Raw genomic sequence first — 23,981 nt, forward strand, 5'->3', positions numbered from 1 at the left:
ACGTCCTGGAGGCAGAAAGGGCCTTCGGGTTCGGTGTGGATCGCGACATCTGCACCGTGACCCGAACTCTGCTCGGATCGATCAGACTCGAGTGGTGGAACAAGTCTGGTAGATGGGTCAATGTACCCCATTGCCTTCCGGCAATAGACGCAAGGAGGACCGTGCGCCCGTGAACGTACCGTTTTCTAAAATTATTGCCAGGCCCTCCCTGCCGATGCCGAATCCAGATGTGATCTCACTGGGCGAGTACATGGAAAATGGCGCGCCATACGGACATCCGATCTATCTTGCGATCGGTGAGACGTGGAGCGAGATCGCCCCGGGGCTCGCAGCCGAACTCGGCAAGACCGAGATCCACTCCCACGGATATCATCTTTCAATGTATGGCATCCCGGAGCTCCACCAAGTGGCTTCTCGCCGGATCCGAGCCGAACACCGACTGGATGAAGTCGCGGAAGAGGGCGATTCCTACGAAGTGAGTATCACCTGGAATGGCACGCGGCAGGCGATGAGCGATTTCGCGCGACTTCTCCTGGATCGGTACGACGATGGTCGCCGGCCCATTACCTTCGCCGCCGGGCCGAGCTGGGACTATGCCGGAGTCTTCGGGCCGCTAGGATACGCCACAGAGTATGTTCCATTGACTCCCGAGAGGGAGTTCCGCCCAAGTATCGACGACCTTCGACAGCTGGTCGTGTCCGCCGTCGGATCCACTCGCATGAGACCAGGCATCATTGTCCTCAACGCTCAGCACAATCCAACCGCCGTGAACTGGGATGCGTCTTTCGTCAGGGACGCGGTTTCCCTGGCGATAGAACATGAAGTCCCGATCCTGCTGGACGATGCGTATTACGCCGTACACGACGAAGGAGTCACGCCCACCTCGTCTCTGCAGCTTCTACTGCAGGCGGTAAAGGATGAACGCATCGCTCGGGACCTCCCGTGGCTGGCGGTTCGGTCATTGGGTAAGCAGTTTCATTGCAGCGGATGGGGGCTGGGACTGATGGTGGCTTCCCCTCCCGTCCTCGATCTTCTCGTGAACGGCTATCGCCTCCGGCACAGCTTGTCTCATGGAGGTGTGCTGCAGGCCGCCATGGCTCGGTGGCTGGCCGAAGATTCAGCAGACACCTTCCTGGCCGAACAGCGACAGGAATACAAGCGTAAGCGCCGGTTCTTCAGAACGACCCTTGAGCAGGATCTTGGATATCCGGCCGACAAGATTCACACAGGAGAATGCACGCCATATTCCCTCTTCGCCGTCCCGGAGAAATATTCCGGTTCGCCCGAGAGCGTTGAGGCGTTCCGGCGCTCTTGTTTTTCGGAAACAGGGGTCATGCTGGGATCCGCCTGGCCATGGCCTTTGAGTGGCAGGGTAAACCATCTGCCTTATCTGCGGATGTTCCTCGGCCCCGGCGTTGAGGTCTTGGGCGATGCACTGTCACGAATGGCGAGTGCCGGCTACGTGTACGACGCCATGTGATCGATACCCGCTACATCGGCCGGCCAGGCGCGGCCCGAACCAACCGGGGTGTGGCCGCAGGAGATCCTCGGGCTCCGGCCGGCGACACCACGTGTCAGTCCCAGGGCATGATCAAGACGGGTGAAGGATCACCTTCAGACGGTAACCCCGGTCAGTCAGTCGCTGCCGGTGGCCGACTCGACCAGGGCGCGGCCAGGCGGAGTCGCCAACACCGATACGCACATCCCAGGCCAGGGGGTACGCGAGGGGACGAGCGATGGCGGTCAGCCCATGATCGACGCCTGCGATCCGCGCATCGTGATGGGGCTGCGAGACCGGCTGGTGCCCGTGCTGGGGCCGGCCCTCAAAGCTCGAACCGCCGGCGCGCGAGTTCGAGAAGGCGAGGTGGCGCCGAGTCCCCTCCACCTCAGCCGGCCGTGGAGAGGACCGAAGAACCGGCTGCTGGCGATTCCCCTCATTCCAGGGTTAACCTGACGAGCAATCATGGCGGATATCGGCATCACCTCGACCGACCGCGTCGGCGCCGGGCAGCAGCGCGGTGACCTTGAGCGGCTTTTCGGGCGGCGTTTCGCATTGATCGGCATGATCCATCTGCTGCCGCTTCCCGGCTCGCCGCGGTTCACCCCGGAACACGGGATGGAAGCGGTCATCCGGCGGGCGGTCGAGGAGGCGCGGGTTCTCGTCGACGCCGGCTTCGACGGGCTGATCGTCGAGAACGGCTGGGACATCCCCTTCCTCAAGCCCGACGACATCGGTCCCGAGACACCGGCGGCCATGGCCGTCGCCACCGCCGAGGTCGCCCGCGCGGTGGGGGTTCCGCTCGGCGTCAACTGCCTGGCGAACGCCGTCGACCGGTCGCTCGCCGTCGCCGTGGCCGCGGGGGCCCGGTTCGTCCGTTCCAACCAGTGGGTCAACGCCTACGTCGCGAACGAGGGACTGGTCGAAGGGCGGGCCGGCCTGATGACGCGATACCGGCACGCCATCGGCGCCGACCACGTCACCGTCTGGGCGGACGTCCAGGTGAAGCTGGGATCGCACGCGATCACGGCCGACCGCCCGCTCACCGAGCAGGCCAAGGATGCCGCCTGGTTCGACGCCGACGCCCTCATCGTCACGGGCACCCGGCTCGGTGACGCGCCCGTGGCCGATCATCTGCGGACGATCCGCGCGGCCACGGATCTGCCTCTGGTCGCGGGGTCCGGGGTGCGGGCCGAGAACCTGGCCGACATCGTTCCCCACGCCGACGGGGCCATCGTCGGCAGCTCCATCAAGTCCGGCGGCGTCTGGCATGGTCGCCTCGACCGGGAGGTCTGTGAGCGGATGTGCGCCGAGCGTGACGCTCTGGAGAATCTCTAATTTCACGGTATGCGTTTTCGCTATCGCATGGCGATATAACCGTTGCAATGCCGTAGCACGCCTCTTATATTGACGTGGTCGCGCGATATTGATCTCCTTGCCGCGATTTCGGCGGCAGGTGTTCCGGCGTCGATGATGACGCCGGGTACCAGGCGAACGTGGGGACTTCCCGAGCCGCTGACCAGGGCCAGCCGGCAATTTTGGGCTGCCCTAAAGTGTTAAGGAGCGATCATGAGGCCATTTCGGTACGCCCCGGTTGCCGTTGCGGGCGCCGCCACTCTTGCATTCGCCGTGAGAGCCGCGCGCACGGTTCTCGATCGCAGATTTTACGAGAGGCAGGGTGTTCTGTTCACCAAGACCTACCCGTTCATCGGTTCCGAAACCGATGTTTCGGGACTCATTGGCCGTAACAGAACGCGCGACTATCTGTATTTGGACAAGCCGGCCGCCGACTTCGTCGGCAGTATTCGCGGATTCGACATCCAGTTGTACGCGGTCAACAGGCAGACGACGGAGGTCCTGGTCAGCCCTGCGATCACGGGGAAGTACATCGACCGCGACACGCCCGCGCTCTATTCGTTCGGACAGTTGTCGCCTTCGGCGATGACGTTCCAGAAGATCACCACACCGCATTTCGGCGACCGTAAACGCAACCTCGGCAAGGGCTTCGACCAGGAACGGGTCACCGACATCTCGCGCCGCCGCGCCGCCGAGATGTGCGCCGCCCTTGACGTGGACACCCCGCTCGATCTGAAGCGCGTCGCGGGCGACTACACGCGGGAGGTCATGGGCGAGTTCGTCTGGGGACGGGACGCGATGGCGCTGGAGGTGTCCTACAAGCACCCCGACGGCCACGTGTCCAAGGTGCCCTTCATGTTCGCGCTCAATGAAACCTTCACGGGTCTGCGGTTCTACTCCAACCGGTTCTGGAACCGGGTGCACTTCCCGATCGCGACCTGGCCGGTCACGCGCGAGGCCCGGCGTCTGCAGCACAACATCAGGTCACTGCAGGAGCACCTGGCGACGGTGCTCAAGGGCGGCCCCGGGCCCGGCACGGTCTGGGAACAGGTCGCGGCGGGCAACACCAAGCTCGGAATCCCGGTCGAGATCACGCGCGACGACCTGCTGACGGCCTCCATCGCCGGTCTGGACACCGTGCAGAACACCATCCTCGCCACCCTCTGGTACGTGCTGTCGCCGGAGAACCTGAAGTGGCGCGAGGCCATTGCGACCAGTACCGGCGAGGCCAAGGACGAGGTCGTCGAGGCGTGCGTCAGCGAATCGCTCCGGCTCAGCCCGCCCGGGTCGGTGATCAACAACATGGTCGTCGACGACCTCGACATGGAGGTGGAGGGCCGCAGGTACCTGCTCAAGCGGGGCACCCGCGTGATGCCCAACATCCACGCCCTGCACGCCGATTACGGCGCGGCCTGGGAACCCGAGCGCTTCCTCCACATCGAGAAGGGGGCCGAGCCGTACGTGATGCCGTTCGGCAAAGGCCGGCGCAGCTGCCCCGGACGCAACCTCGGCATGGTGATGGCCAAGAACTTCGTCAGCGAGTTCGTCACCGCCCACCCGGACGCGCAGATCGGCAACGCCCAGGACAAGGACATCATCTTCAACAACCTCTCCCACGCCCAGTTCATCGCCGTCCTCGGTCCCGCCGCCGCGCAGGGCTTCGCCGGCTCCTGCCCCGTCCCGCACTAGAGAGGTGGTCGCCCGCATGGCCGATCTGTGGCTGCCCACGGTCGCGCTGTCCCGGTTCGACGGCACCGGCTACGAGAGACCAACGCTGACATCGAACGAGGTCGGGAGCCTGGCCGAGTTCGGCGCGGACGCCATCCAGTTCGGTTTCTCGGTCTTCGAGGGGATGCGCGCCTACGTCGCGGATCCGGCCTTCCACGTCTTCAGGGCCCGCGACCACCACGAACGGCTGCGCGGCTCGTGTGGCGCGCTCACACTGCCCTGTCCGTCGTACGAGGTGTTCGCTGAAGCCATCGAGCAGGCGGTACGGGCCAACTGGGACGGCCGCGCCACCCGGCTCTATCTGCGGCCCGTGGTGTTCGCGGCCGGCGGCGACGTCATGCCGCTGCAGAGCGACAGATACGTTTTCGTGGTCCTCGTGAAGAGGTTCGACCCCGCCCCAGCCGACATGGGCGTCCTGGTCGAGGAGACCATGCCGCGGACCCATCCGGTGTTCGCGGCCGTCAAGACCGCGGGCAACTACACGAGTTCCGCGCTGGCGATGCGCGGCGCCCGCGAGGTGGGCTGCGACACGATCCTCTGGCTGGACGGCGCTGGCAACCTGCAGGAATGCACGACCATGAACGTCTTCGTGTGCCTCGGCGGCCGGATCGTCACCCCGAAGACCGGCGCGCTGCTGCCCGGGATCACCCGCCGGACCGTCCTGGACCTGCTGGCCGGCATGGGCGAGCAGGTCGTCGAACGGGACATCCCGCTGGCCGAGGTGTCGGACGCGCTCGCCCGCAAGGAGGAACTGAGCCTGTTCACCACGTCCACCGCATTGGGCATCCGGAAGGTGGGACGCCTGCGCCTGGGCGCCGCCGACCACGTGCTCGACGCCAAGGAGCCCAGCGCCTGGAGCCGTATGAGGGAGCAGTACTCCCTGGTCACGGAGCGGTTCACCGAGGCGGCCGAAGACTTCCCGGCGATCATGTCGAGTTCTCACCGATGGATTGGATCCAAGTGATTGTTCTGCTGGCACAGGGGCCGTTGCACACGCGGTACGGCGACTTCACCGAGTACCTGTTCTACGACGGCCGGAAGGAATCGATCGCGATCGTCAAGGGAGAGATCTCGGGCAAGGAGGATGTGCTCTGCCGGGTGCACTCCCACTGCACGACCGGGCACGTCTTCAACGGCATCGAGTGCGACTGCCGCGAGCAGATGGCCATGGCGCAAGACAAGGTCGACCAGGAAGGCACCGGCATCATCATCTGGCTCGACCAGGACGGCAAGGCCAACGGCCGCATGGCCGAACTGCTCACGGCCAAGCTCAGGGACGAGGGCGTCGCGCAGACCGAGGCGTACGCGCGCATCGGATTCCCCCGGGACGCGCGGACGTTCGAGCCGGCGGCGGCGATCCTGCGCTTCTTCGACGTGGCCTCGGTGACGCTGATGACGAACAACCCCGGCAAGGTCGGCGGCTTGACCGAGTTCGGCATCAAGGTCTCCGGCACGCTGAACCTGGCGTACGTGCCGGAGGCCAATCCGCTGCTGCTCAAGACCTACCAGGACAAGATCCGCTACCAGAACCACACGATCGAGCTCTGAGGAGAGAGCATGTCCGCAGCTCCGATCAAGGTCTGCGCGGTGGCGGACCTGTCCGTCGACCAGGGTCTCCGCGTCACGTCCGTGTCACCGCCGCTGGCGATCTTCCTCACCTCCGACGGCACGGTCCACGTCCTCGACGACATGTGCACCCACCAGAACGCCGCGCTGACGGACGGCTGGGTCGACGACTGCATCGTTGAGTGCCCGCTCCACATGTCGCGCTTCGACCTGCGCACCGGCGAGGTGGACGCCTCACCGGCGCTGCTGCCCGTTCGGGTACACCGGGCCGAGATCGTCGACGGCGAGGTCTGGGTGACGCTGTCGGAGCAGGCTCCCAACCTGCCGCCGGGGGTCAGGGTTCACTCGTAGCGGCCGGCCGGAGCAGCCGCCGCATCAGCAGGCCGGCGACCAGCGCCCAGAAGGCGGAGCTGACCCCCGCCAGCGTGGTGCCGGACGCGGCCACCAGGAAGGTGACGACCGACGCCGTCTGTTCGCCCGGCGGGTGGGGACCGCCGGGCCCGGCGACCGCCGAGGTCAATGCATGGACCAGTGTCCCGAGCAGGCCTAGACCGGCCACCGTGCCGATGACCTCGGGCGGGGCCACGGCGAGGAAGCTGAGCAGCGCCGTGGTCCCGGCGGCGATGCCCAGATACGTGATGCCGAAGGCCTGGGAGGAAAGCCAGCGCCGGGCGGGGTCGGGATGAGCCTGTGGGGAGGCGGGCAGCGCCGCGCTGATGGCGGCGAGGTTGACGGCGTGCCCGCCGAACGGCGCGGCGAGCATGCTGCCGAGACCGGTGACGCCCATGGTCGCCCGCCACGGGACGTGGTAGCCGAAGGAGCTCATGATCGCCACACCGGGCACGTTCTGGGCGGCCATCGTGACGACGTACAGCGGAAGTCCGATCCCTGCGATCGCGGCCCAGCTCAGCCCGGGCGCGGTCAGGGTCAGGTAGGGCAGCCACGGCCCATGCAGGCCGTCGCCCCGGACGGCGAGGACGCAGACGACGACCACAGTCGCGCCGAAAGCGGCCGGGATCGCCCATCGCGGTGCGGTCACGGTCACGATGACCCACGTGAGGAGGATCGGGGCGACCTGCCAGGGGTGGGAGGCGAGCCCCTTGACCGGCATCAGGCACAGGGCGAGCAGGACACCGGCGAGCATCGCCTGCGCGATCGGCGCCGGGATCGACGCCACCAAGGCGCCCAGGCGCGGCCAGAGCCCGGTGAGGGCGACCAGTGCGCCCGCGAGGAGGAACCCGCCCACGGCGGCCGGCCATCCGCCGTCCACCACACCCGCGCTCACCAGCACGGCGGCGCCCGGCGTCGACCACGCGGCCGTGATCGGCATGCGAAAGCGCCGGCTCAGCACCAGGGACACCAGCCCGAGCGAGGCGCAGAGGGCGACCAGCCCCGAGGTCGCCTCGGCCGGGGTCGCGCCGACCGCGCGCAGGCCCGCCAGGACGGCCGCGAAAGTGCTCGTATATCCGATGAAAGAAATCGCGATTCCGGTCACGACCGGCTGTCCCCGCTCCACCCGCGGAACGATAACCGATCGTGCCGAAATGGTCAGAGAAAGCAGGCCACGATTTCAGGAGAAACACCTTCTTGACATGATCGGCGCCCGCGTTCACTGTATGGGCTGGCAGCGCAGGGGACCGCAATGGGAGAACTGTGAAAGTTGCAAAGTCGCCCGCACTCCGGGTGACGGGTTTACGCCACGCCTATGGCCGCCACACTGTGCTCGACGGCATTGACCTGGAGATCCCGGCCGGCGAGGTGCACGCGCTGCTCGGCGAGAACGGCGCCGGCAAATCGACCCTCATCAAGATAGTGAGCGGCGCGCTGCGCCCCTCGGCCGGAAAAGTGGAGGTGTACGGCCGAGGACTCACGGGCGTCCCCGAAGCACAGGGGGCGGGGGTCGTCACCGTCCACCAGAACCTGGGCCTGGTCGACGGCCTGAACGCGGTGGAGAACATGTACCTCGGCCGCCCCTATCCCCGGCACGGCCTGTTCGCCGATCGGGCCGCGGCCCACCGGCACACCGCCGCCGCGCTGGGCGCGCTGGCCGTCTCGGCCCCCCTCGATGTTCCGGTCCGGCTTCTGTCACCGGTGCAGCGGACCGCGATCGCACTGGCACGGGCCATCGAACAGAAGCCGGCCGTGCTCATCCTCGACGAGCCGACCGCCTCCCTCACCGCCCACGAGACCACGGTGCTCTTCGGCGTCGTGCGCGAGTTGCGCGAGCGCGGCACGGCGATCATCTACGTCACCCACCGCATGGCCGAGGTCTTCGAGCTGTGCGATCGCGTCATCGTGCTGCACGACCGGCGCGTGGTCGCCCGGGCGCGCCCGTCCGAGACCGACCCCGACGCCCTGGTCGCGCTGATGACGGCGACGGAGGCCAGCCAGGCTCCGCCCCGGCCGCCGCGCCCGGCGGGCGAGGCCGTGCTGAGCGTCGACGGGCTCACCGGGAACCGGGTCGAGTCGGTCTCCTTCGAGGTGACACGCGGGCAGGTCGTCGGCGTCGCCGGGCTGGGCGGCAGCGGCCGGAGCGAGTTGCTGCGCCTGATCGGCGGGGTGCAGCGGGCACGAGCGGGTGGGGTGCGCTGCCGAGGGCAGTCCGTGCGGCCCGGGTCCACCCGCGCGGCGCTGACCGCCGGCATCGCCCTGGTCGGCGAAGACCGCCGGCGCCACTCGGTCGTCGCGTCCGGCTCCGTCCGCGAGAACCTCTCCCTGGGGAGCCTGACCGCGCTCAGCGGCGGCGGGCTCATGCGCCGCCGCAGAGAACTCGCCCTGTACGAGGAGATGACCGCCCTGCTGCGGATCCGGGCCGCCGGACCCGAGCAGCCGATCGGCGAGCTGTCGGGCGGCAACCAGCAGAAAGTCGTACTGGGCCGGGTGCTCGCCACCCGGCCCCACGTGCTCCTCCTGGACGAACCGACCGCGGGCGTGGACGCGGCGGCCAAGCAGGCGATCCGATCGCTGATCGCGGACCTGGCCACCCGGGGCGCCGGCGTCGTGGTCGTCAGTTCCGACCTGAGCGAGCTGTTGTCGCTGGCCGACCGGCTCCTGGTACTCGTCGAGGGCCGGTTGGCCGCCGACCTCGACCCCCGGAAGACGGACGAGTTCACCGTCCTGCGACGCTGTTACGGAGGGGCTGAATGACCGCCGGAGCCGGTGTACGACCGGCGCTGCGCCGCCTTTCCGGGGCGCCGCTCGGGCTGCTGGCCCTGATCGCGCTCTTCACGATCCTGCGGCCCACCGTCTTCCCCGATCCGGGCAACCTCAGCAACCTGCTGGAGCACATCGCCGTCCTCACCATCGTGGCGTGCGCGCAGACCGTGGTCATGGCGGTGGCCGACTTCGACCTGTCGGTCGGCGCGACGGCGTCGTTCAGCGGCGTGATCGCCGCCCAGCTCCTGGTCGCCGGCTGGCCGACGGTCGCCGCCATCGCAGCGGCGATGGCGGCCGGCGTCGTGATCGGCGTGGTGAACGGGTGGCTGGTGGCCTACCTGAAGCTGTCGGCGTTCGTCGCCACACTCGCGTCGATGACCGCGCTGGCCGGAGGCTCGCTGCTGTTGACCGACGGATCGACGATCTTCGGGCTGCCCGACGACTTTCTCCTTCTCGGCCAGAGCAGGCCGCTGGGCATTCCCACGGTCGTGCTCATCGCGATCACCGTCGGGGCGGTCACCTGGTTCCTGCTGTCGCGCACCGCCCAGGGCCGCCGCTGGCACGCCGTCGGGGGAAACGCCGAAGCCGCCACGTACGCGGGAATCGACGTCGGGCGGACCAGGCTCCTGGCCTTCGTCGTGTCGGGTGCCGGGGCGGCGCTGGCCGGGCTGCTGCTGTCCAGCAGACTGGCCTCGGCCCACCCCACCGCCGGCGATCCGCTGATGCTGACCTCGATCGCCGCGGTGTTCATCGGGCTGACCGCCGCCCAGGCCGCCCGGCCGAGCGTCGCCGGAACGATCCTGGGGGTCGTCGTCCTTGGGGTGCTCGACAACGGCCTGAACCTGCTCGACGTGAACCCCTACGTCCAGCAGATCCTCACCGGGCTGATCATCGTCGTCTCGGTGGGCCTGTCCCGCCGCCGAGGGGAGCGCCCGTGATCGCGGGCCTGGACGTCGGCACGAGCGCCGTCAAAGCGTTGATCACCGACGCCGAGGGGCGGATCGTCGCCCGCGGCCAGGCTTCCCATCCCACCCACCGGCCGGGTCCCGGTCGGGTGGAGCAGGACCCGGACGACTGGTGGCGCGGGGCGGCCGAGGCGCTGGCACAGTGCGGAGCCGCCCGGAACCGGGTCAAGATCCTGGCCGTCACCGGCCAGATGCAGGATCTGATCTGTCCGGGCCGTCCCGCGATTCTCTACAGCGACACCCGGGCCGTCACCGAACACGACCAGGCGTTGACCCTGCTGCCGGACGAGTGGCCCCTGGTCGCCGACAACGCACCCGACGTCACCAGCCTCCCGGGCAAGCTGTTGTGGCTGCGGCAGACCCAACCCGCCGTCCTGGCCGCGGCCGAGGTCCTGCTGATGGGCGCGGCGGGCCACCTCGTCCGCCGGGCCACCGGGATCGCCGCCTGCGACCTGACCACCGCAACGACGACCGGCCTCCTCGACGCCTGCCGGCGCACCTGGTGGGAACCAGCCGTCACTTTGCTGGGCCTCGACGGGCTCCTGCCGCCGCTGGTCGACGGCCACACGGTCACCGGGGAACTGCGGACCCGCGACCTCGGCCTCCCCACCGGCATCCCCGTGGTGCTGGCACCCGGCGACGCGGCCGCGACGACGCTCGGCGTCGTCGGCGCAGACACCGGCCGCGCCTACGCCTACCTGGGCACGAGTGGCTGGCTGGCCGTCGTCACCGACCGTCCGGACCGTCCGGAGGCGACCCACCGTCTCGCTCTCCCCCGGCCAGGGCACACGCTGCTGATCGGCGCCATGCTGAACGCGGGATCCGCCGCCGACTGGGCCCGCGCGGCCTTCCTGCCCGGCGCCGATCCGGCTGCGGCCGACACGCTGGCCGCCCGCTGCGGCCCCTCCGGCCTCATCGCGCTCCCCTCGCTGGCCGGTGAACGCTACCCCGTCCGCGACCCCGACGCCCGCGGCGTCCTGATCGGCATCACCCCCTCGACGACCCCCGCGCAGATGTACCGCGCCATGCTGGAGGGCGTCGCGCACGTGTTCGGCGCCCTCCTGGACGCCCTGCCCGTGGCGGAAGGACCGCTGCCGGTGTGCGGCGGAGGCGCCGCCTCCACACTGTGGTCGCAAATCATGGCCGACGTCACCGGACGGCCGATCATCGCCGTGGACGCCGCGTTCTCCGCCGCGTTCGGCGCGGCGTCGTGCGGCCTGCGGGCGGTCACCGGCGTCCCTCTCCCCGACCTCGCCACGACCTCACCCGGCACACCGGTGGAACCGGGCCCCGACGCGCCCGCATACGCCCCGCTCCACCAGGTCCACCGGCGGCTCCACGCGGCGCTGGCCCCCACCTTCGCCGCGCTCGCCCACTCCAGCCGAGGAGGCACCCCATGCGCATGAGGCATCTGTCGATCGCGGTCGCCCTGGTACTGGCCGCGTCCGGATGCGGCTCCGGCACCGCACAGCCCCCCGGCGCCCCCGCCATCTCGGTCGTCACCCCTTACCTGGCCAACGCCGCCACCAAGGACGTCGTCGACAAGTTCACGGCCATCGGCGAGCGACGCGGCTGGCAGGTCACCGTGACCGACACCGCCGGCGACTTCAGCATGCTCAACGACAAGATCCAGAGTGCCGCCTCCCGCAGGCCCAGCGCCATCGTGCTGGCCATGGGCGACCCGACCCAGCTCACCCTGGGCCTGAAGGCGGCCGGCGACAACAAGGTCCCGGTCTTCGCCATCGACGCGGCCCAGGCCGACGGCATCGCGGCCAACGTCACCTCCGACAACGCCGACCTGGGCCGCAAGAGCGCCGCGGCGCTGCTGGAGGCGATCGGCGGAAGCGGCAACGTCGCGATGTTCGGCCACGACCCCCACCCTGGCGTCCGCGCCAGGGCCGCGGCGGCCCGTGCGGAGTTCGACAAGGCGGGCGTGACCGTGGTGACGGTCAAGCACGTACCGGTCCCCGGCCCGGTCGAGGGCGCCAGAAAGCTCACCACCGACCTCCTCGCCGTCACTCCCGACCTCAAGGGCATCTGGGCCGCCTGGGACGAACCGGCTCTGGGCGCCACCCAGGCCATCCGGCAAGCGGGCCGCATGGGGATCGCGGTCGTCGGCGTCGACGGGCAGGACTTCGCGCTGGCCGAGATCCAGAAGGCCGGGCCGTTCTACGCGACGGTGAAGCAGGACTGGGACGCGGTGGCCCTCAAGGTCGCCGACCTCATCACCGACCAGCTCGCGGGCAAAGCGCCCACCCAGCGCGAGTACGCCCTCCCGGGCACCACCATCGCCCGGACGACCTAACTGGTCCACCGGAAATCCACGAAGACACATCGGAGAACACCAAGGCGCCTGGTACATGGAGCCCTCCATCGTGACGGTAGCCGGGTGATGTGGGCATACCGCGCCCGCCAGGATCTGACCTGATACTGATCGAGTCCGGCTTCGTTCTTGGCCCGCTGGAAGCACTCCTCGATCCGCCGGCGAGTCCCAGCCATCCACGCCAGGTCCAGCAGCGTCGAGCGGCGGGGTCCGTAGCAGACGTGGTAAGCGATCTCGCTCGGATCCGAGAGTGAGCGACGGGCGAGCAGCACGCCACCAGGCTCGCCGAGGGTGTTCGATCGCCTAGAGAGCTATAAGGGTTCGGGTTACGGGCTTAGGTGGCGATCCGCTCATCCACCCGATCCAGTTGACCCTGAAGCAGCCCGGGACCAGTGGAGGCTCCGGTGTCCCGGCCCGCAAGCAGGTTGCCCATCTTGGAGAGGTGCCACGCGGAGTCATCGATCACGACGACGTTCTCCAACTCCTCGCCCTCGACGCCATGCTGGGTTGCGCAGGGCGTGGCCTCATCCATGAACCAGGCCGCCGATGAACTCGACGTCCCAAGAACAGGCTGCTGGTCTCCGAGGGCACGGCTCAGTCGTACATGACCATCAGAGCACGGCCGTTCGCAAGGGTGCTCCCGCTGCGGCCATGACACCGTGCACCACCCCGGCGATACGGTCGGCCACCTGGTCGGGATCGGGTCGTCCGGCGTCAAGCCAGGCGATGACCGCCTCGACGGTGAGGGCCGGAATCAAGTCGGCGGCCCACTCCAGCCACGGGCCCGGGGGGATGACGCGGGCGAGGTTGCGATGGGCGACCTCTCGGGAGGCGACTGCCATGAAGTTGGTCAGGTCGCGGAACTCGCGCTCGCGCGCGGCATGGCGGAACAACAACCGGAACCCGTCGGGATCGGCGCTCGCGGCCTCCACCAGAGCGGGAATCGCACGGTCGTCGTAGTTGCCGGAGCCGGTGGCTTCGATGAGTCGGGCGCAGGACCGGTCGAGCACGGCCCGGTAGAGGTCGGCCTTGGATTCGAAGTGCCGGTAAAGCATGGCCCGTGTCAGTTCCGCCTCGGCGGCGATGTCGTCGAGGCCGGTGTCGGCGAACCCGTTGCGGGCGAAGGCGCGGGTGGCCGCGTCGAGGATCTGTTCGCGCCGCTCGGCGCGCCGCAACCGCCGGACCGGGGCCGCCTGGTCGACCATCCAGACCCCTCCTCTTGTATCCCCCAAAGTGTACAAGTTAGATTCTTATACGCCGGAGTATACAAATGGGTGTCTACTTATCGGGAGGTCCCATGTCCACGCTTCCGTTCGAACAGTCAGAAGGCCCGCTGCGCCGCCCTCCTGAGCTGCGCGAACTCCAGGAAAAGGGTCGGGTGCACGCGGTGACCACGGCGGTCGGCGACCCCGCCTGGCTCGTCACCGGATACGAGGAAGTCCGCCGCCTGCTCGCCGACGACCGCTTCGGCCGGGCCCATCCCGAGCCGGAACGCGCTTCCCGCAGCGGAGAGTCGGCCCTCTTCGGCGGACCCCTCGGAAACTTCGACACCGAGCAGAGCGACCATCGCCGCATGCGCGCCCTGCTCCAGCCCCACTTCTCACCCAAGCGCATGCGGGCGCTGCGGCCCCGGATCAAGGCCCTCACCGCAGCGCTGCTCGACGAGATGGAGGCCGCCGGCTCCCCCGCCGATCTGCACAGCGCTCTGGCCCTGCCGCTGCCGATCGCCGTCATCTGCGAACTTCTCGGCGTGCCCTACGACGACCGTGACCGGTTCCGCGCCTGGAGCCAGGCCGCCGCGGACGTCACCGACCGCGCCCGCTCAGAGCAGGGTCTGGCCGACCTGTTCCTCTACGGCCGTGACCTGGTCGCCCGCAAACGCGCCGAAGGCGACCCGGACGCCGATGTGATCTCCCGCCTGGCCGCCACCGAGGGCGTCAGCGACGACGAAGCCGCCATGCTGGGCATGTCATTGTTGTTCGCCGGTCACGAGACCACGGTCACGGCGATCGGCATGGGCACCCTGTGGATGATGTCCACTGCCGGCCAGTGGCAGGTTCTGGCCGCCGACACCGCCCGCGTCGACGCCACGGTGGAGGAGATTCTGCGCGGCTTCGGCCTGGGCGGCGGCGGCCTCGTGCGTTATGCCCGCACCGACCTCGACATGGAAGGCGTCCCGGTACGCGCCGGAGACCTGGTACTGCTGGACACGGGCGCGGCCAACCACGACCCGGCCGCCTACCCCGAACCGGAGCGCTTCGACCCCGGCGGCCCCGTGGCGCCCCACCTGAGTTTCGGCCACGGCCCGCGCTACTGCATCGGCGCGCCATTGGCCCGCATCGAGCTGAGCGTGGTCTTCACCCAGCTCGTCACCCGTTTCCCGGCCATGCGGCTGGGACGCCCACTGGAAGAGATGACTTTCGACCCGAAGACTCTCACCGGCGGGCTGACCGCCCTGCCGGTCACCTGGTGACGTCACGTCAGCAGCACTTGGCGGAACCCGGCATGCCGCGCTCGTCGGACTTGCCGAGATTGTCAGCGTCCGCCCTGAGCGCGCGGCCACCGGCGGCCGGGTCCCTACCAGCTCCAGGCGGCGATCGCCGCGTGTCACGCCGAGCCGAGAGTTTCGAGAGCACCGGCTGGCCCCAGATCACGGTCCTGTACGACATGCTGCTGCACCTGGCTCGCGAACTTTGCTATGCCTACTGAGCTTAGGGCAATGCCTAATGGTGTTAGGCATATGATGGCGGCATGAAGGCAACCCCTTTGACGGTGGCCTCGATCGTCGAGGCGGCCGCGGACGTGGCGGACGCGACGGGATTCGACTCGGTCACGCTGTCCGCCGTCGCCCGCCGGCTGGGGGTGCGGAGCCCCAGCCTGTATTCACACGTGAAGGACCGCGACGCGTTGCTGGAGGGTGTGACGGTCCTCGCCCTCACCGAACTGGCGAGCCGGGTGTCGGTCGCCGTGGCGGGACGGGCCGAACGGTCGGCCCTTGAGGCGCTGGCCGACGCGCATCGCGACTACGCGCGCGAATCGCCGGGCCGTTGGGACGCGTTGCAGCGCCCGGTGGGTGAGGAAGCGGCCCGGTCGGCGGGCGCGCGCGACATCGTCGCCCTCACCGCCGCGGTCCTGCGCGGCTATCCGCTGCCGGAGAGCGAGCACGTCCACGCCGTGCGGTTCATCGGCAGCACCATCAACGGCTATCTCCGCATCGAGCGCAACGGCGGCTTCGCTCACAGCCGGCCGTCCGCCGACGTCTCCTGGCATCGGATCATCGACGCGCTCGACGCCGCTCTGCGGGCCTGGCCCGCGCCCCCCGAAGGAGAACGACCATGATCACCACCGCCTTCGACGACCGGCTCGTCCGGGGGGTCGCCGAGCTTGAACGCACCCCGCGAGGCGTCCGGCTCCACCGGCTGCCCGGACGGGTGCGCGATCTGTTCCCGGATCCGCAGCTGTCGATGATGGAGGCGCAGCCCTCTGGCGCCCGTCTCGCGTTCACGACCGCGGCGCGGACGATCGAGCTGGTCGTGCATCCCACCCGGGTCGCCTATCGGGGCGCGGATCGGCCGCGCGGAGGAATCGATCTCGTCGTCGACGGAGAACTGGTCGCAGAGGTGCGACTGGCCGACGGCGATCTCGTGGAGGTCGACCTCGAAACGGGGGCGACGCGGTTCCGGCCGGGTCCCTCACAGACGGTGTCGTTCCAGGGTCTGGGCCCCAATGACAAGGACATCGAGATCTGGCTGCCGCACAATGAGGGGCTTGAGCTCGTCGAGTTGCGGACGGACGAGCCCGTCCGTCCCGTCGACGCGAAGGGCCCGTTGTGGGTCCACCACGGCAGCTCGATCAGCCACGGCTCGAACGCGAGCGGACCCACTCAGATCTGGCCCGTCGTCGCGGCCCGACGCGCCGGCGTCGAACTGCACAACCTCGGCCTCGGCGGAAGCGCGCTGGTCGACCCGTTCACCGCCCGCGTCCTGCGTGACTCCGCGGCAGACCTGATCAGCGTCAAGCTCGGAATCAACGTCGTGAACCTCGACGCCATGCGGCTGCGGGCCTTCGTCCCCGCCGTCCACGGCTTCCTCGACACCATCCGCGACGGACACCCCGACACACCGCTTCTGGTGATCTCCCCCATCCTGTGTCCCATCCACGAGGACACCCCGGGACCGGGAGCCGTGGACCCGGCGACGCTGGGCACCGACCAGGTCCGCTTCACCGCGACCGGCCGGCCCGGAGACCGTGAGCTGGGGCGCCTCACGCTCCGGGTGATCCGCGACGCGCTCGCCTCCCTGGTCGAGCGGCGTGGTGACGACCCGAACCTCCACTACCTCGACGGGACCGCGCTCTACGGAGAGGTGGACGCCGCCGAGCACCCCCTCCCCGACGCGCTCCACCCCGACACCGCCACGCATCAGCTCATCGGCCGGCGGTTCGCCGACTACGCCTTCGCCCCGGGAGGTCCCTTCGTCAGGACCTACTCGGCGGTGTAGTCGCGGGCCCAGCAGACCTCCGGCTGTACGAGGAAGGCCACCAGACCCTCGCGGATGTCATACGGCTCGCCGGTGTATCGCTCGGCGATCCGGTCGACGATCGGCAGGGCCGCGTCCCCGTCGACGCGCCGCACGACGCGGCCGCGCACGGTGGCCATGTCGAGGGGGTTGTCCGAGCCGGTCACCGAAAGGGCGATGCGGGGGTCGGCTTCGAGGTTCTTCACCTTCCGCGAGCCTTCGAGCGAGAAGAAGGCGATCAGATCGCCCTCCACACCCACCCACACGGGAACGCTGTGGGGCGCACCGTCGGGCAGGAGGGTCGCGACATGGGCGACCGTGTCGCGCAGGAAGTAACGGCGGACGTCGGCCCAGTTCTTCGTCATCACCTCAGGCTAAGGCGCGGACGATGGCCGGGGCCCTCCGGATGACCTCGGCGACTGTTCGTGGGCGTCGAGGCCGCAAGGCGGGCCAGGTCGCCGTGCTGGCCGTACAGCTCCCCCGTCCTCCTCGGGAGCGTGTACGCAGCCCGAGTGTCCGGGTCTCGGCCATCCCGCCGGACGGACCTATTTCATGATCGCGGGCGTCCTGCCTCGATCCCGGCCAGCAGCATCTCCAGCAGCCTTCCGATCGCGGCCTCCCGGCTGATCCCCCGCGACCCCCGGACCGACGCGATGGCCAGCAACGCCACCTGTACATCCCGCGAGGAAACCCCCGCCCGTTCGACCAGTTCCCGCAGCAGCAGTGCGTTCGCGCGCCGGTCATCCCCGAACGGGTCTCCCGCGTCCTGCGTCCCGAACAGCGCCTGGACCAGCCCCACCGACCGGGCCTGGTGGGCGGCGAAGCGGCGGATGGCCGAGGCAAGGGCCGTCCACGGGTCGGGTTCCGCGTAGGCGGCGCGCATGTCGGCGCGGCAGGCGGCCACGTGGTCGGCGAGGGCGGCGGTGACGAGGTCGGTGCGGGTGGGGAAGTGACGGTAGATCGTCGCGACGCCGAGCCCGGCCAGGCGGGCGATCTCTCGGGTCGGCACGTCCAAGCCCTCCCGGGCGAAGGCGTCGCGGGCGACGGCGACGATGGCGGAACGGTTCGACCGGGCGTCGACCCTCTCTTTCCGAGACACTCCGCCCGCACCTCCTCTCACTTCGTCCTGTTCCGGAACACGTGCTTCGGAACCGTGTTCAACCCCAGTGTCGTCCACGAAGGAGAGCAACCATGCTGGCAGTGCAGTTCGACCGATTCGGCCCCCCGGACGTGCTGGAGATCGGTGTCGCGCCGGACCCCCATCCCGGCCGGGGACAGGTGCGCATCAGGGTCAAGGCGGCGGGCGTCTCGCCGGTCGACCTGGCGCTGCGCGCCGGAGAGTCCCCGGGGAGCAAGAACCTCGTGCTGCCGCACATTCCGGGCGTCGACGCCGCCGGAGTGGTGGACGAGGTCGGTCCGGGTGTCGTCGACGTCTCCGCGGGTGACGAGGTGTTCGGCACGGTCGCCCTCGCCGGGCTCGGCGGGGCCACCGCCGAGTATGCGATTCTCGACTTCTGGGGACGCAAGCCTGAACGGATGCCCTGGCACGAGGCGGGCGGAGCGGGTTCCGGAGTGGAAACCGCGACCCGTGCGCTGGACCTGCTCGATGTCCGCGACGGCATGACCCTTCTCGTGCACGGCGCCGCGGGCGGGGTCGGGAGCGTCGTCGTGCAGCTGGCCGCCGCGCGGGGTGCCCGGGTGCTGGGAGCGGCGCGAGTGGAGAGCCATCCGTTCCTGGAGTCCCTCGGTGTTCGGCCGGTGAGCCTCGAAGACGTCTCGCAGAGCGTGGACAGGGCGCTCGACGTCGCCGGGGCCGGGGTGCTGGACGACCTCATCAAGATCACCGGCAGTGTGGACGACGTCGTCACCCTGGCCGACTTCGAGGGTCCGTCCAAAGGCGTGCGCCTCTCCATGGGGCGGCCGGCCGGGCAGGTCGATGGCCGTCATGGGCTGGTGGACGTCGCGGCGCTCGTCGAGCGGGGGCTTTTCCGGGTTCCCGTACGCGAGGTCTTCCCGCCCCACAACGCGGCGGCGGCCCATGCGCTGGCGGCGCGGTCTCCCCGGCAGGGGAAGGTGATCATCGAGGGAATCCGGCCCTCCCTTGGCGCCAATCCCGAGTCAGGCTGAAAGTCAGTCGGGACAACGGCGGGGGCGCCGCTACGTCGCCGGTCAAACGACGCTGGGGAGTGGCCGCCGAACAGCAGGAGAAGGAGATCCTGACCTCCATCGCCGCAACCTGCCCCAACGCGCCGATCCCCGTTCCCCGCGCAGGCCGATCAGAGGTAACCGGCCGGGAATCCGATGAACTCGGCATGAGCACTCCCCGCCGTTTTTGGATAACCGGGCTCACGTCGGCCCGAATCCTGCAATGCCCAATCGCAAGGCCGGCTCACTCGGCTCTGTCACCGATGTCCCACAGCTGCACCGCCGCCCTCTCGTGGCAGCATTTCTCCTAATGATCAGCGCGCAATTCGCGCCGGATGTGCGCGCTCACGTTGCGCAGCACGGTCAGGCGCATGAGGTCGATTCTGTTCGGCACCTTCATGCTGATGGCCTGCCTCGAGGCCGCGCTCGCGGCCTCGGCGGGATCGGGCCACAGGGTCCGGTGCAGAACCAGCAGGGCGTAAGCGGTCAGTTCCACTCGGTCGGCCTCGGGGCCGCTCCCGAGCGATTTCGCCTGGTCGATGGTCGCGTCGGCCTGCTGGATCACCCGGTCTCTCAGTTCATCGCGCTCCCCCGGGAAGCGTTCGCCGGTGTCGAGCAGGCGCAGGACCTCGCCCGCGATCGGGTCGTCGATTCCGGCGATCGCGATGACGGTGGTCGCGATTGTGCGGTTGACGACCGGTGCCATCGCGGGTGAGGGATCGGCGAGGATGCGGGCCAACTCCGGCTCGTCCAGGAAGGGCGCCCGGGGGCTGTGATATTCGCGCGGGACGATCGCGTCGGGCAGCGGATCGACGATCTTGAAGACGTGGTGGGAAGAGTTCAGCCACTCGGACGGGAAGAGCGCTCCACTGAGCCTCTCCCCCATGGCCAGGCAGCGGGCCTGCGTCTGGCTGGACCTGCGCAACGCCGCGGCGACCTTCAACCTGGAGGTCATCAACCCGGCCGACTGGACCTACATCGCCCTGAAGACGGTACCGGTGGACCAGACGGTGGCACCGGGCTGGCGCCTGCACACGGTGAGCTGGACCGCGCAGCGCTCCGACGTCGTGCTGCGGCTGACCGTGGGAAAGGCCTTCAACCACCCGTTCGCCCCACGCGCGGAACTCGACGACGTCGTCGTCCAGTGCGCCTGCTGACTGTTCTGGCTCAGTGAAAGTGGCACCAGACAGTGGCGTCGAGTCTCCGCATCGAGCACCGCCGTCATCCGGGCCATGCCCCCGGCGCCCGAAGGCGCTCGCGTGGGCACTGTTCGCGACGGCCGGAAAGGGTCAATGCCTTGATCAGGGCGAGCGGCTTGGCGGATGCTGGGAAACGGGCGCTCTGAAGCGGCCCGGGGGACGCGAAAGGATCTCGGGTATTGCGCAGCACATCGGAACCCGCCGCTCTGCCCGTGGCTCCCGGGGGCCTTCCGCTCCTCGGCCATGTGCTTTCGCTGATACGAGATCCGCTGGCGTTCCTGTCGTCGTTGCCTCGCTGCGGGGACCTGGTCGAGGTGCGCGTCGGCCCGACCAGGGCGGTCGTGGTGTGCGATCCGGAACTGAACCATCAGCTCCTGATGGAGGACCGGACCTTCGACAAGGGCGGGTTGTTCATCGAGAAGGCCCGGGAGTTCGTCGGCGAGAGCCTGGGCACCTGTCCGCACAGCCTGCACCGGCGTCAGCGGCGCCTGGCACAGCCCGCGTTCCACCAGGCGCGCATGCCGGGCTACGCCGGCATCATGATCGAGCACATCACCGCCGCCACCCGGTCATGGCGGCCGGGACGGGTCTTCGACGTCTACGCCGAGATGATGGGGATCACCGTCAAGGTCCTCCTGGCGACCATGTTCTCCAGTTCCCTGCCGGCTCAGGCCGGTCATGACCGGCTGCACGAGGACATCGTCACGATCTTCGACACCGTGTATCGGCGGATGCTGACACCACGATCGTTCAACCGGCTGCCGACCCGGGGTAACCGCCGCTACCGGCAGGCCATCGCACGGGTGCACCGGACCGTCCTCGCCGTGCTCGCCGACCGCCGCCTCGACGGCACCGATCACGGCGACCTCCTGTCGGCCCTCCTGGCCGCACGCGACGACGGCTCGGGGACGGCGGGCCGGGGGCTGTCCGACACGGAGATCACCGACAACACGATGATGTTCGTCCTGGCCGGCACCGAGACCACCGCCTCGGCCCTCGCGTGGGCGTTCCACCTGGTCGCCGGGCATCCGGAGGTCGAGCGCGCCCTGCACGGCGAGGTCGACGCCGTCCTGGACGGCAGGACCGCCACTCACACCGATCTGCCGCACCTGAAGCTGACCGGCCGTATCGTCACCGAGACCCTGCGGCTGTATCCGCCGGGCTGGATCTTCACCCGGACCACCACCGCCGACACCCTGCTCGGCGGCCACCGGATCCCCGAGAACACGACGGTCATCTACAGCCCGTACCTGCTTCACCGCCGTGCGGACCTCTTCGACGCGCCCGACCGGTTCGATCCCGACCGGTGGCTGCCCGGCCGGGTCCAGCCGAGACGCCACTCCCTGGTTCCCTTCGGCGGCGGAAGCCGCAAATGCATAGGCGACACCTTCGCCGTCACCGAAGTCACGCTGGCCCTGGCCACCATCGCCTCCCGGTGGACCCTGCGTCACGTCGCCGGACCGCCGGTGAGGCCGGCGAAAAGTGCGGCCCTGTATCCGCGGAACCTGCAGATGCGCGCCGAAGCCCGAGCTCAGGGCCTCCGTGCCGACTCCACGAAAGCCGGGGATCCCGATGCCGGTCATTGACCCGACGAGGCTGTTCGACCTCCCGGAGTTACAGCTGATTCCCGGTGACCGGAAAGCGTCGTGGGGCCCGGACCTCGATGGAGTGGTGGCCGCGTTCGCCCGCGAGACGGGGCTGCTGACGACCGAAACGGCTGATCGGTATTACGCCGCACAGCGCATCGGGACGATGTGCGCCTATGTGATTCCGGGTGCCGTCTCCAGAGATCGCCGCGAGATCTACGGCAAACTCCAGACGTGGTTGTTCATCTACGATGACTGGGCCGAGCAGCTGGGGCGGTTCCTTAACCGCGAAGACGTCGCCCGCGTGACCGACATCGTCCTCACCTGGTTCGCCGAATCCGAGAAGGACTGTCGTCGCCTGGACCTCGCCGTCGCCCGCGGCCTGAGGGAGATCTGGGGGCAGATCCAGCAGAACAGTTCGCCGGATTGGCGGCACCGGCTCCGCGAGGAACTCGGCGTCTATCTGCGGACCGCCGTGGAAGAGGCCGAACTGGTCCGCAGCGGCCGGGTGAATCCTTTCGGCAAGGCCAGCGAGCTGCGACCGCTCGCCACGGCGGCGCAGGCCGTCTTCACCCAGTCGGAATTCGCGTACGGCATCGAACTGCCGCGTGAGCTGATCCGGCATCCGTTCCTGAGGCGGATCAGCAGGGCGAGCACGATCGCCATCGCCTACGCCAACGACATCATCGGCCTCAAAGCGGACCTTTTACGCGGCATCCGGGACAATCTCGTCCTGTCGCTGCAAGAGGAGTACGGCGGCGATCTGCAAACGAACGTCGAGCGTGCGGCGCAGAACTTCCAGCGGGTGGCCGGTGAATTCGCCGACCTCCAGTCCCAGTTCCGCTCCGGCGGCGGACTGTGCGACCACGAGATCGCCGGAAGGCCGGACGTCGAGGTGTACATCCAGATCCTGGAGGACTGGCTCTACGAGGGCATCAAATGGCAGCTTCTCGACACCAACCGTTACCAGACGACCGTCCGGCTGACGCAGCAGGAGCATCCGAACCAGCTACTGAGCCTCGCCGAAGCCCTCCCGCCGGAGTAGCGGTCCCGCCAAGCCGGGACGTCCACCGGATCGACCCCGGCCGGCGGAACAGAGGGAACGCGAAGCCACCACTGCCGAACGGGCTGAACAGCAAGCTCACTGACAAGGCTCCCAGGCCGGATAACCTGTGGCGCAGCGGAAGATCCTTTGGCATGGTGGCCACGTTCTCGCCTGATTCGAAGGGGAACGACCATGGGCCGTGCAGTTACGTTGATCCGCTCGTCCTCCTTGTCTGACGTCGCCCAGTACGCCTACGCGGCCACGGCACCCACCGGATCTCGCCTGATCTTCCTTGCCGGGGCCTGCCCGCTGAACAAGGACGGGTCCACGGCGGCGGTTGGAGACTACGCAGGTCAGGCGGCGAAAGCCCTCGAAAACATGCAGATCGCCCTGACGGACGCCGGTGCATCCTTGCATGACGTCATCAGCACCAGGGTTCTCGTGGCGTCCGGCAGGCGGCAGGACCTGGTGACCGCCTGGAAGGTTGTCCGGGCCTTCTTCGGTGATCACGACGTTCCCAGCACGTTGATGGGCGTCACAGTGCTGGGCTATGAAGATCAACTCGTGGAGATCGAAGCCATCGCCGCCGTGCTCGACTCCTAAGGGCGATCCACCGAACCCTGCAGATCGCCCCAGAGGACCTCGGTGCGCCGTCGGCGGTCAGGCAGAGCCGCTCCTCAACAGCCGCACTGAGGCCCACCTGCATCGGAATGGCGGTGTCGGCAACTCCGCCTGCGCCGTCTCGCTCAACCATCGGCCGTTCCGTCGCATCAGGCGGCTCTTCTCCCGGCAGGTGAGCCGGCCGTCGCCGTCAGGGCCGGTGCTGCCGGTCAGCGGAAAAGGGTGAAGCCCTCGCGCACAGATGGGCTACGGCACGATCGGAGACCACAGCCGCGA

Annotated in this window: 24 protein-coding genes and 1 pseudogene; 18 read left to right on the forward strand and 7 right to left on the reverse strand. The window is 68.9% G+C overall.

Annotated elements, in window-relative coordinates:
* Positions 1-169 precede the first annotated feature (169 nt).
* The 6 genes from FDA94_RS01300 to FDA94_RS01325 all read left to right on the forward strand — a co-directional run bounded on the left by FDA94_RS01300 (position 170) and on the right by FDA94_RS01325 (position 6,499).
* Positions 170-1,480 (forward strand): pyridoxal phosphate-dependent aminotransferase, encoded by a 1,311-nt coding sequence (locus FDA94_RS01300; protein WP_170990734.1) that lies wholly within the window; start codon positions 170-172, stop codon positions 1,478-1,480.
* Positions 1,481-1,963: 483 nt separating this feature from the next.
* On the forward strand, positions 1,964-2,836 hold the full coding sequence (locus FDA94_RS01305) for a BtpA/SgcQ family protein (RefSeq protein WP_137245139.1): 873 nt from the start codon (positions 1,964-1,966) through the stop codon (positions 2,834-2,836).
* 231 nt (positions 2,837-3,067) lie between these two features.
* Positions 3,068-4,543: a cytochrome P450 gene (locus FDA94_RS01310; protein WP_137245140.1), complete on the forward strand. Its 1,476-nt coding sequence runs from the start codon at positions 3,068-3,070 to the stop codon at positions 4,541-4,543.
* 16 nt (positions 4,544-4,559) lie between these two features.
* On the forward strand, positions 4,560-5,546 hold the full coding sequence (locus tag FDA94_RS01315; protein ID WP_137245141.1) for an aminotransferase class IV: 987 nt from the start codon (positions 4,560-4,562) through the stop codon (positions 5,544-5,546).
* Positions 5,543-6,130 (forward strand): GTP cyclohydrolase II, encoded by a 588-nt coding sequence (locus FDA94_RS01320; RefSeq protein ID WP_137245142.1) that lies wholly within the window; start codon positions 5,543-5,545, stop codon positions 6,128-6,130. Before FDA94_RS01315 ends, FDA94_RS01320 begins: the two co-directional genes overlap by 4 nt.
* A gap of 9 nt (positions 6,131-6,139) precedes the next feature.
* Positions 6,140-6,499, forward strand: a complete 360-nt coding sequence (locus tag FDA94_RS01325; RefSeq protein WP_137245143.1) for a non-heme iron oxygenase ferredoxin subunit — start codon at positions 6,140-6,142, stop codon at positions 6,497-6,499.
* Here the strand turns inward: FDA94_RS01325 and FDA94_RS01330 are convergent.
* Positions 6,483-7,664 carry a benzoate/H(+) symporter BenE family transporter gene (locus FDA94_RS01330; protein WP_212735105.1) on the reverse strand — a complete coding sequence of 394 codons (1,182 nt, stop codon included), beginning with the start codon at positions 7,662-7,664 and terminating at the stop codon, positions 6,483-6,485. The genes FDA94_RS01325 and FDA94_RS01330 overlap by 17 nt on opposite strands.
* A 203-nt stretch (positions 7,665-7,867) precedes the next feature.
* Between FDA94_RS01330 and FDA94_RS01335 the strand changes: the two genes are divergently transcribed.
* The 4 genes from FDA94_RS01335 to FDA94_RS01350 are packed head-to-tail and all read left to right on the forward strand — an operon-like array spanning position 7,868 to position 12,574.
* The gene (locus FDA94_RS01335; protein ID WP_170990735.1) at positions 7,868-9,295 is read left to right on the forward strand and encodes a sugar ABC transporter ATP-binding protein; all 1,428 of its coding nucleotides are present in this window, start codon (positions 7,868-7,870) and stop codon (positions 9,293-9,295) included.
* Positions 9,292-10,242, forward strand: a complete 951-nt coding sequence (locus tag FDA94_RS01340; protein ID WP_137245146.1) for an ABC transporter permease — start codon at positions 9,292-9,294, stop codon at positions 10,240-10,242. The genes FDA94_RS01335 and FDA94_RS01340 overlap by 4 nt, the downstream gene beginning before the upstream one ends.
* Positions 10,239-11,675, forward strand: a complete 1,437-nt coding sequence (locus tag FDA94_RS01345; RefSeq protein WP_137245147.1) for an FGGY family carbohydrate kinase — start codon at positions 10,239-10,241, stop codon at positions 11,673-11,675. Before FDA94_RS01340 ends, FDA94_RS01345 begins: the two co-directional genes overlap by 4 nt.
* Positions 11,666-12,574 carry a sugar ABC transporter substrate-binding protein gene (locus FDA94_RS01350; protein ID WP_137245148.1) on the forward strand — a complete coding sequence of 303 codons (909 nt, stop codon included), beginning with the start codon at positions 11,666-11,668 and terminating at the stop codon, positions 12,572-12,574. The genes FDA94_RS01345 and FDA94_RS01350 overlap by 10 nt, the downstream gene beginning before the upstream one ends.
* A gap of 83 nt (positions 12,575-12,657) precedes the next feature.
* On the opposite strand, the pseudogene FDA94_RS01355 reads toward FDA94_RS01350, so the two are convergent.
* The 3 genes and pseudogenes from FDA94_RS01355 to FDA94_RS01365 form a co-directional block, all read right to left on the reverse strand.
* Positions 12,658-12,870 (reverse strand): annotated as a pseudogene (locus FDA94_RS01355) (IS701 family transposase); the annotation flags it as partial.
* Between the two features lie 56 nt (positions 12,871-12,926).
* Positions 12,927-13,124 (reverse strand): hypothetical protein, encoded by a 198-nt coding sequence (locus FDA94_RS01360; RefSeq protein ID WP_137245149.1) that lies wholly within the window; start codon positions 13,122-13,124, stop codon positions 12,927-12,929.
* Positions 13,125-13,203: 79 nt separating this feature from the next.
* The gene (locus FDA94_RS01365; RefSeq protein ID WP_137245150.1) at positions 13,204-13,797 is read right to left on the reverse strand and encodes a TetR/AcrR family transcriptional regulator; all 594 of its coding nucleotides are present in this window, start codon (positions 13,795-13,797) and stop codon (positions 13,204-13,206) included.
* Between the two features lie 92 nt (positions 13,798-13,889).
* On the opposite strand from FDA94_RS01365, the gene FDA94_RS01370 reads away from it, so the two are divergent.
* The 3 genes from FDA94_RS01370 (at position 13,890) to FDA94_RS01380 (ending at position 17,091) form a co-directional block, all read left to right on the forward strand.
* A complete protein-coding gene (locus FDA94_RS01370; RefSeq protein WP_137245151.1) occupies positions 13,890-15,065 on the forward strand; it encodes a cytochrome P450 in 1,176 nt (391 codons plus the stop codon).
* A gap of 278 nt (positions 15,066-15,343) precedes the next feature.
* The gene (locus FDA94_RS01375; protein WP_137245152.1) at positions 15,344-15,931 is read left to right on the forward strand and encodes a TetR-like C-terminal domain-containing protein; all 588 of its coding nucleotides are present in this window, start codon (positions 15,344-15,346) and stop codon (positions 15,929-15,931) included.
* A complete protein-coding gene (locus FDA94_RS01380; RefSeq protein WP_137245153.1) occupies positions 15,928-17,091 on the forward strand; it encodes a GDSL-type esterase/lipase family protein in 1,164 nt (387 codons plus the stop codon). The genes FDA94_RS01375 and FDA94_RS01380 overlap by 4 nt, the downstream gene beginning before the upstream one ends.
* Here FDA94_RS01380 and FDA94_RS01385 read toward each other — a convergent pair.
* Both FDA94_RS01385 and FDA94_RS01390 read right to left on the reverse strand, forming a co-directional pair.
* On the reverse strand, positions 17,076-17,474 hold the full coding sequence (locus tag FDA94_RS01385; RefSeq protein WP_137245154.1) for a TIGR03618 family F420-dependent PPOX class oxidoreductase: 399 nt from the start codon (positions 17,472-17,474) through the stop codon (positions 17,076-17,078). The genes FDA94_RS01380 and FDA94_RS01385 overlap by 16 nt on opposite strands.
* 185 nt (positions 17,475-17,659) lie before the next feature.
* A complete protein-coding gene (locus tag FDA94_RS01390; RefSeq protein ID WP_137245155.1) occupies positions 17,660-18,208 on the reverse strand; it encodes a TetR/AcrR family transcriptional regulator in 549 nt (182 codons plus the stop codon).
* 92 nt (positions 18,209-18,300) lie between these two features.
* Between FDA94_RS01390 and FDA94_RS01395 the strand changes: the two genes are divergently transcribed.
* Positions 18,301-19,236: an NADP-dependent oxidoreductase gene (locus FDA94_RS01395; protein WP_137245156.1), complete on the forward strand. Its 936-nt coding sequence runs from the start codon at positions 18,301-18,303 to the stop codon at positions 19,234-19,236.
* Positions 19,237-19,561: 325 nt separating this feature from the next.
* Here the strand turns inward: FDA94_RS01395 and FDA94_RS01400 are convergent, their stop codons facing one another.
* On the reverse strand, positions 19,562-20,140 hold the full coding sequence (locus tag FDA94_RS01400; RefSeq protein ID WP_137245157.1) for a hypothetical protein: 579 nt from the start codon (positions 20,138-20,140) through the stop codon (positions 19,562-19,564).
* Between FDA94_RS01400 and FDA94_RS01405 the strand changes: the two genes are divergently transcribed.
* The 4 genes from FDA94_RS01405 (at position 20,139) to FDA94_RS01420 (ending at position 23,687) form a co-directional block, all read left to right on the forward strand.
* The gene (locus FDA94_RS01405; RefSeq protein ID WP_137245158.1) at positions 20,139-20,411 is read left to right on the forward strand and encodes a hypothetical protein; all 273 of its coding nucleotides are present in this window, start codon (positions 20,139-20,141) and stop codon (positions 20,409-20,411) included. The two genes, FDA94_RS01400 and FDA94_RS01405, sit on opposite strands and share 2 nt — an antisense overlap.
* Positions 20,412-20,665: 254 nt before the next feature.
* Complete coding sequence (locus FDA94_RS01410; protein WP_212735146.1) at positions 20,666-22,039, forward strand: cytochrome P450; 1,374 nt, start codon at positions 20,666-20,668, stop codon at positions 22,037-22,039.
* A complete protein-coding gene (locus FDA94_RS01415) occupies positions 22,026-23,084 on the forward strand; it encodes a terpene synthase family protein (protein ID WP_137245160.1) in 1,059 nt (352 codons plus the stop codon). Before FDA94_RS01410 ends, FDA94_RS01415 begins: the two co-directional genes overlap by 14 nt.
* Before the next feature lie 192 nt (positions 23,085-23,276).
* Positions 23,277-23,687: a RidA family protein gene (locus FDA94_RS01420; protein ID WP_137245161.1), complete on the forward strand. Its 411-nt coding sequence runs from the start codon at positions 23,277-23,279 to the stop codon at positions 23,685-23,687.
* Positions 23,688-23,981 lie beyond the last annotated feature (294 nt).

The sequence above is a fragment of the Herbidospora galbida genome, assembly GCF_005233835.1.
Classification (GTDB): domain Bacteria; phylum Actinomycetota; class Actinomycetes; order Streptosporangiales; family Streptosporangiaceae; genus Herbidospora; species Herbidospora galbida.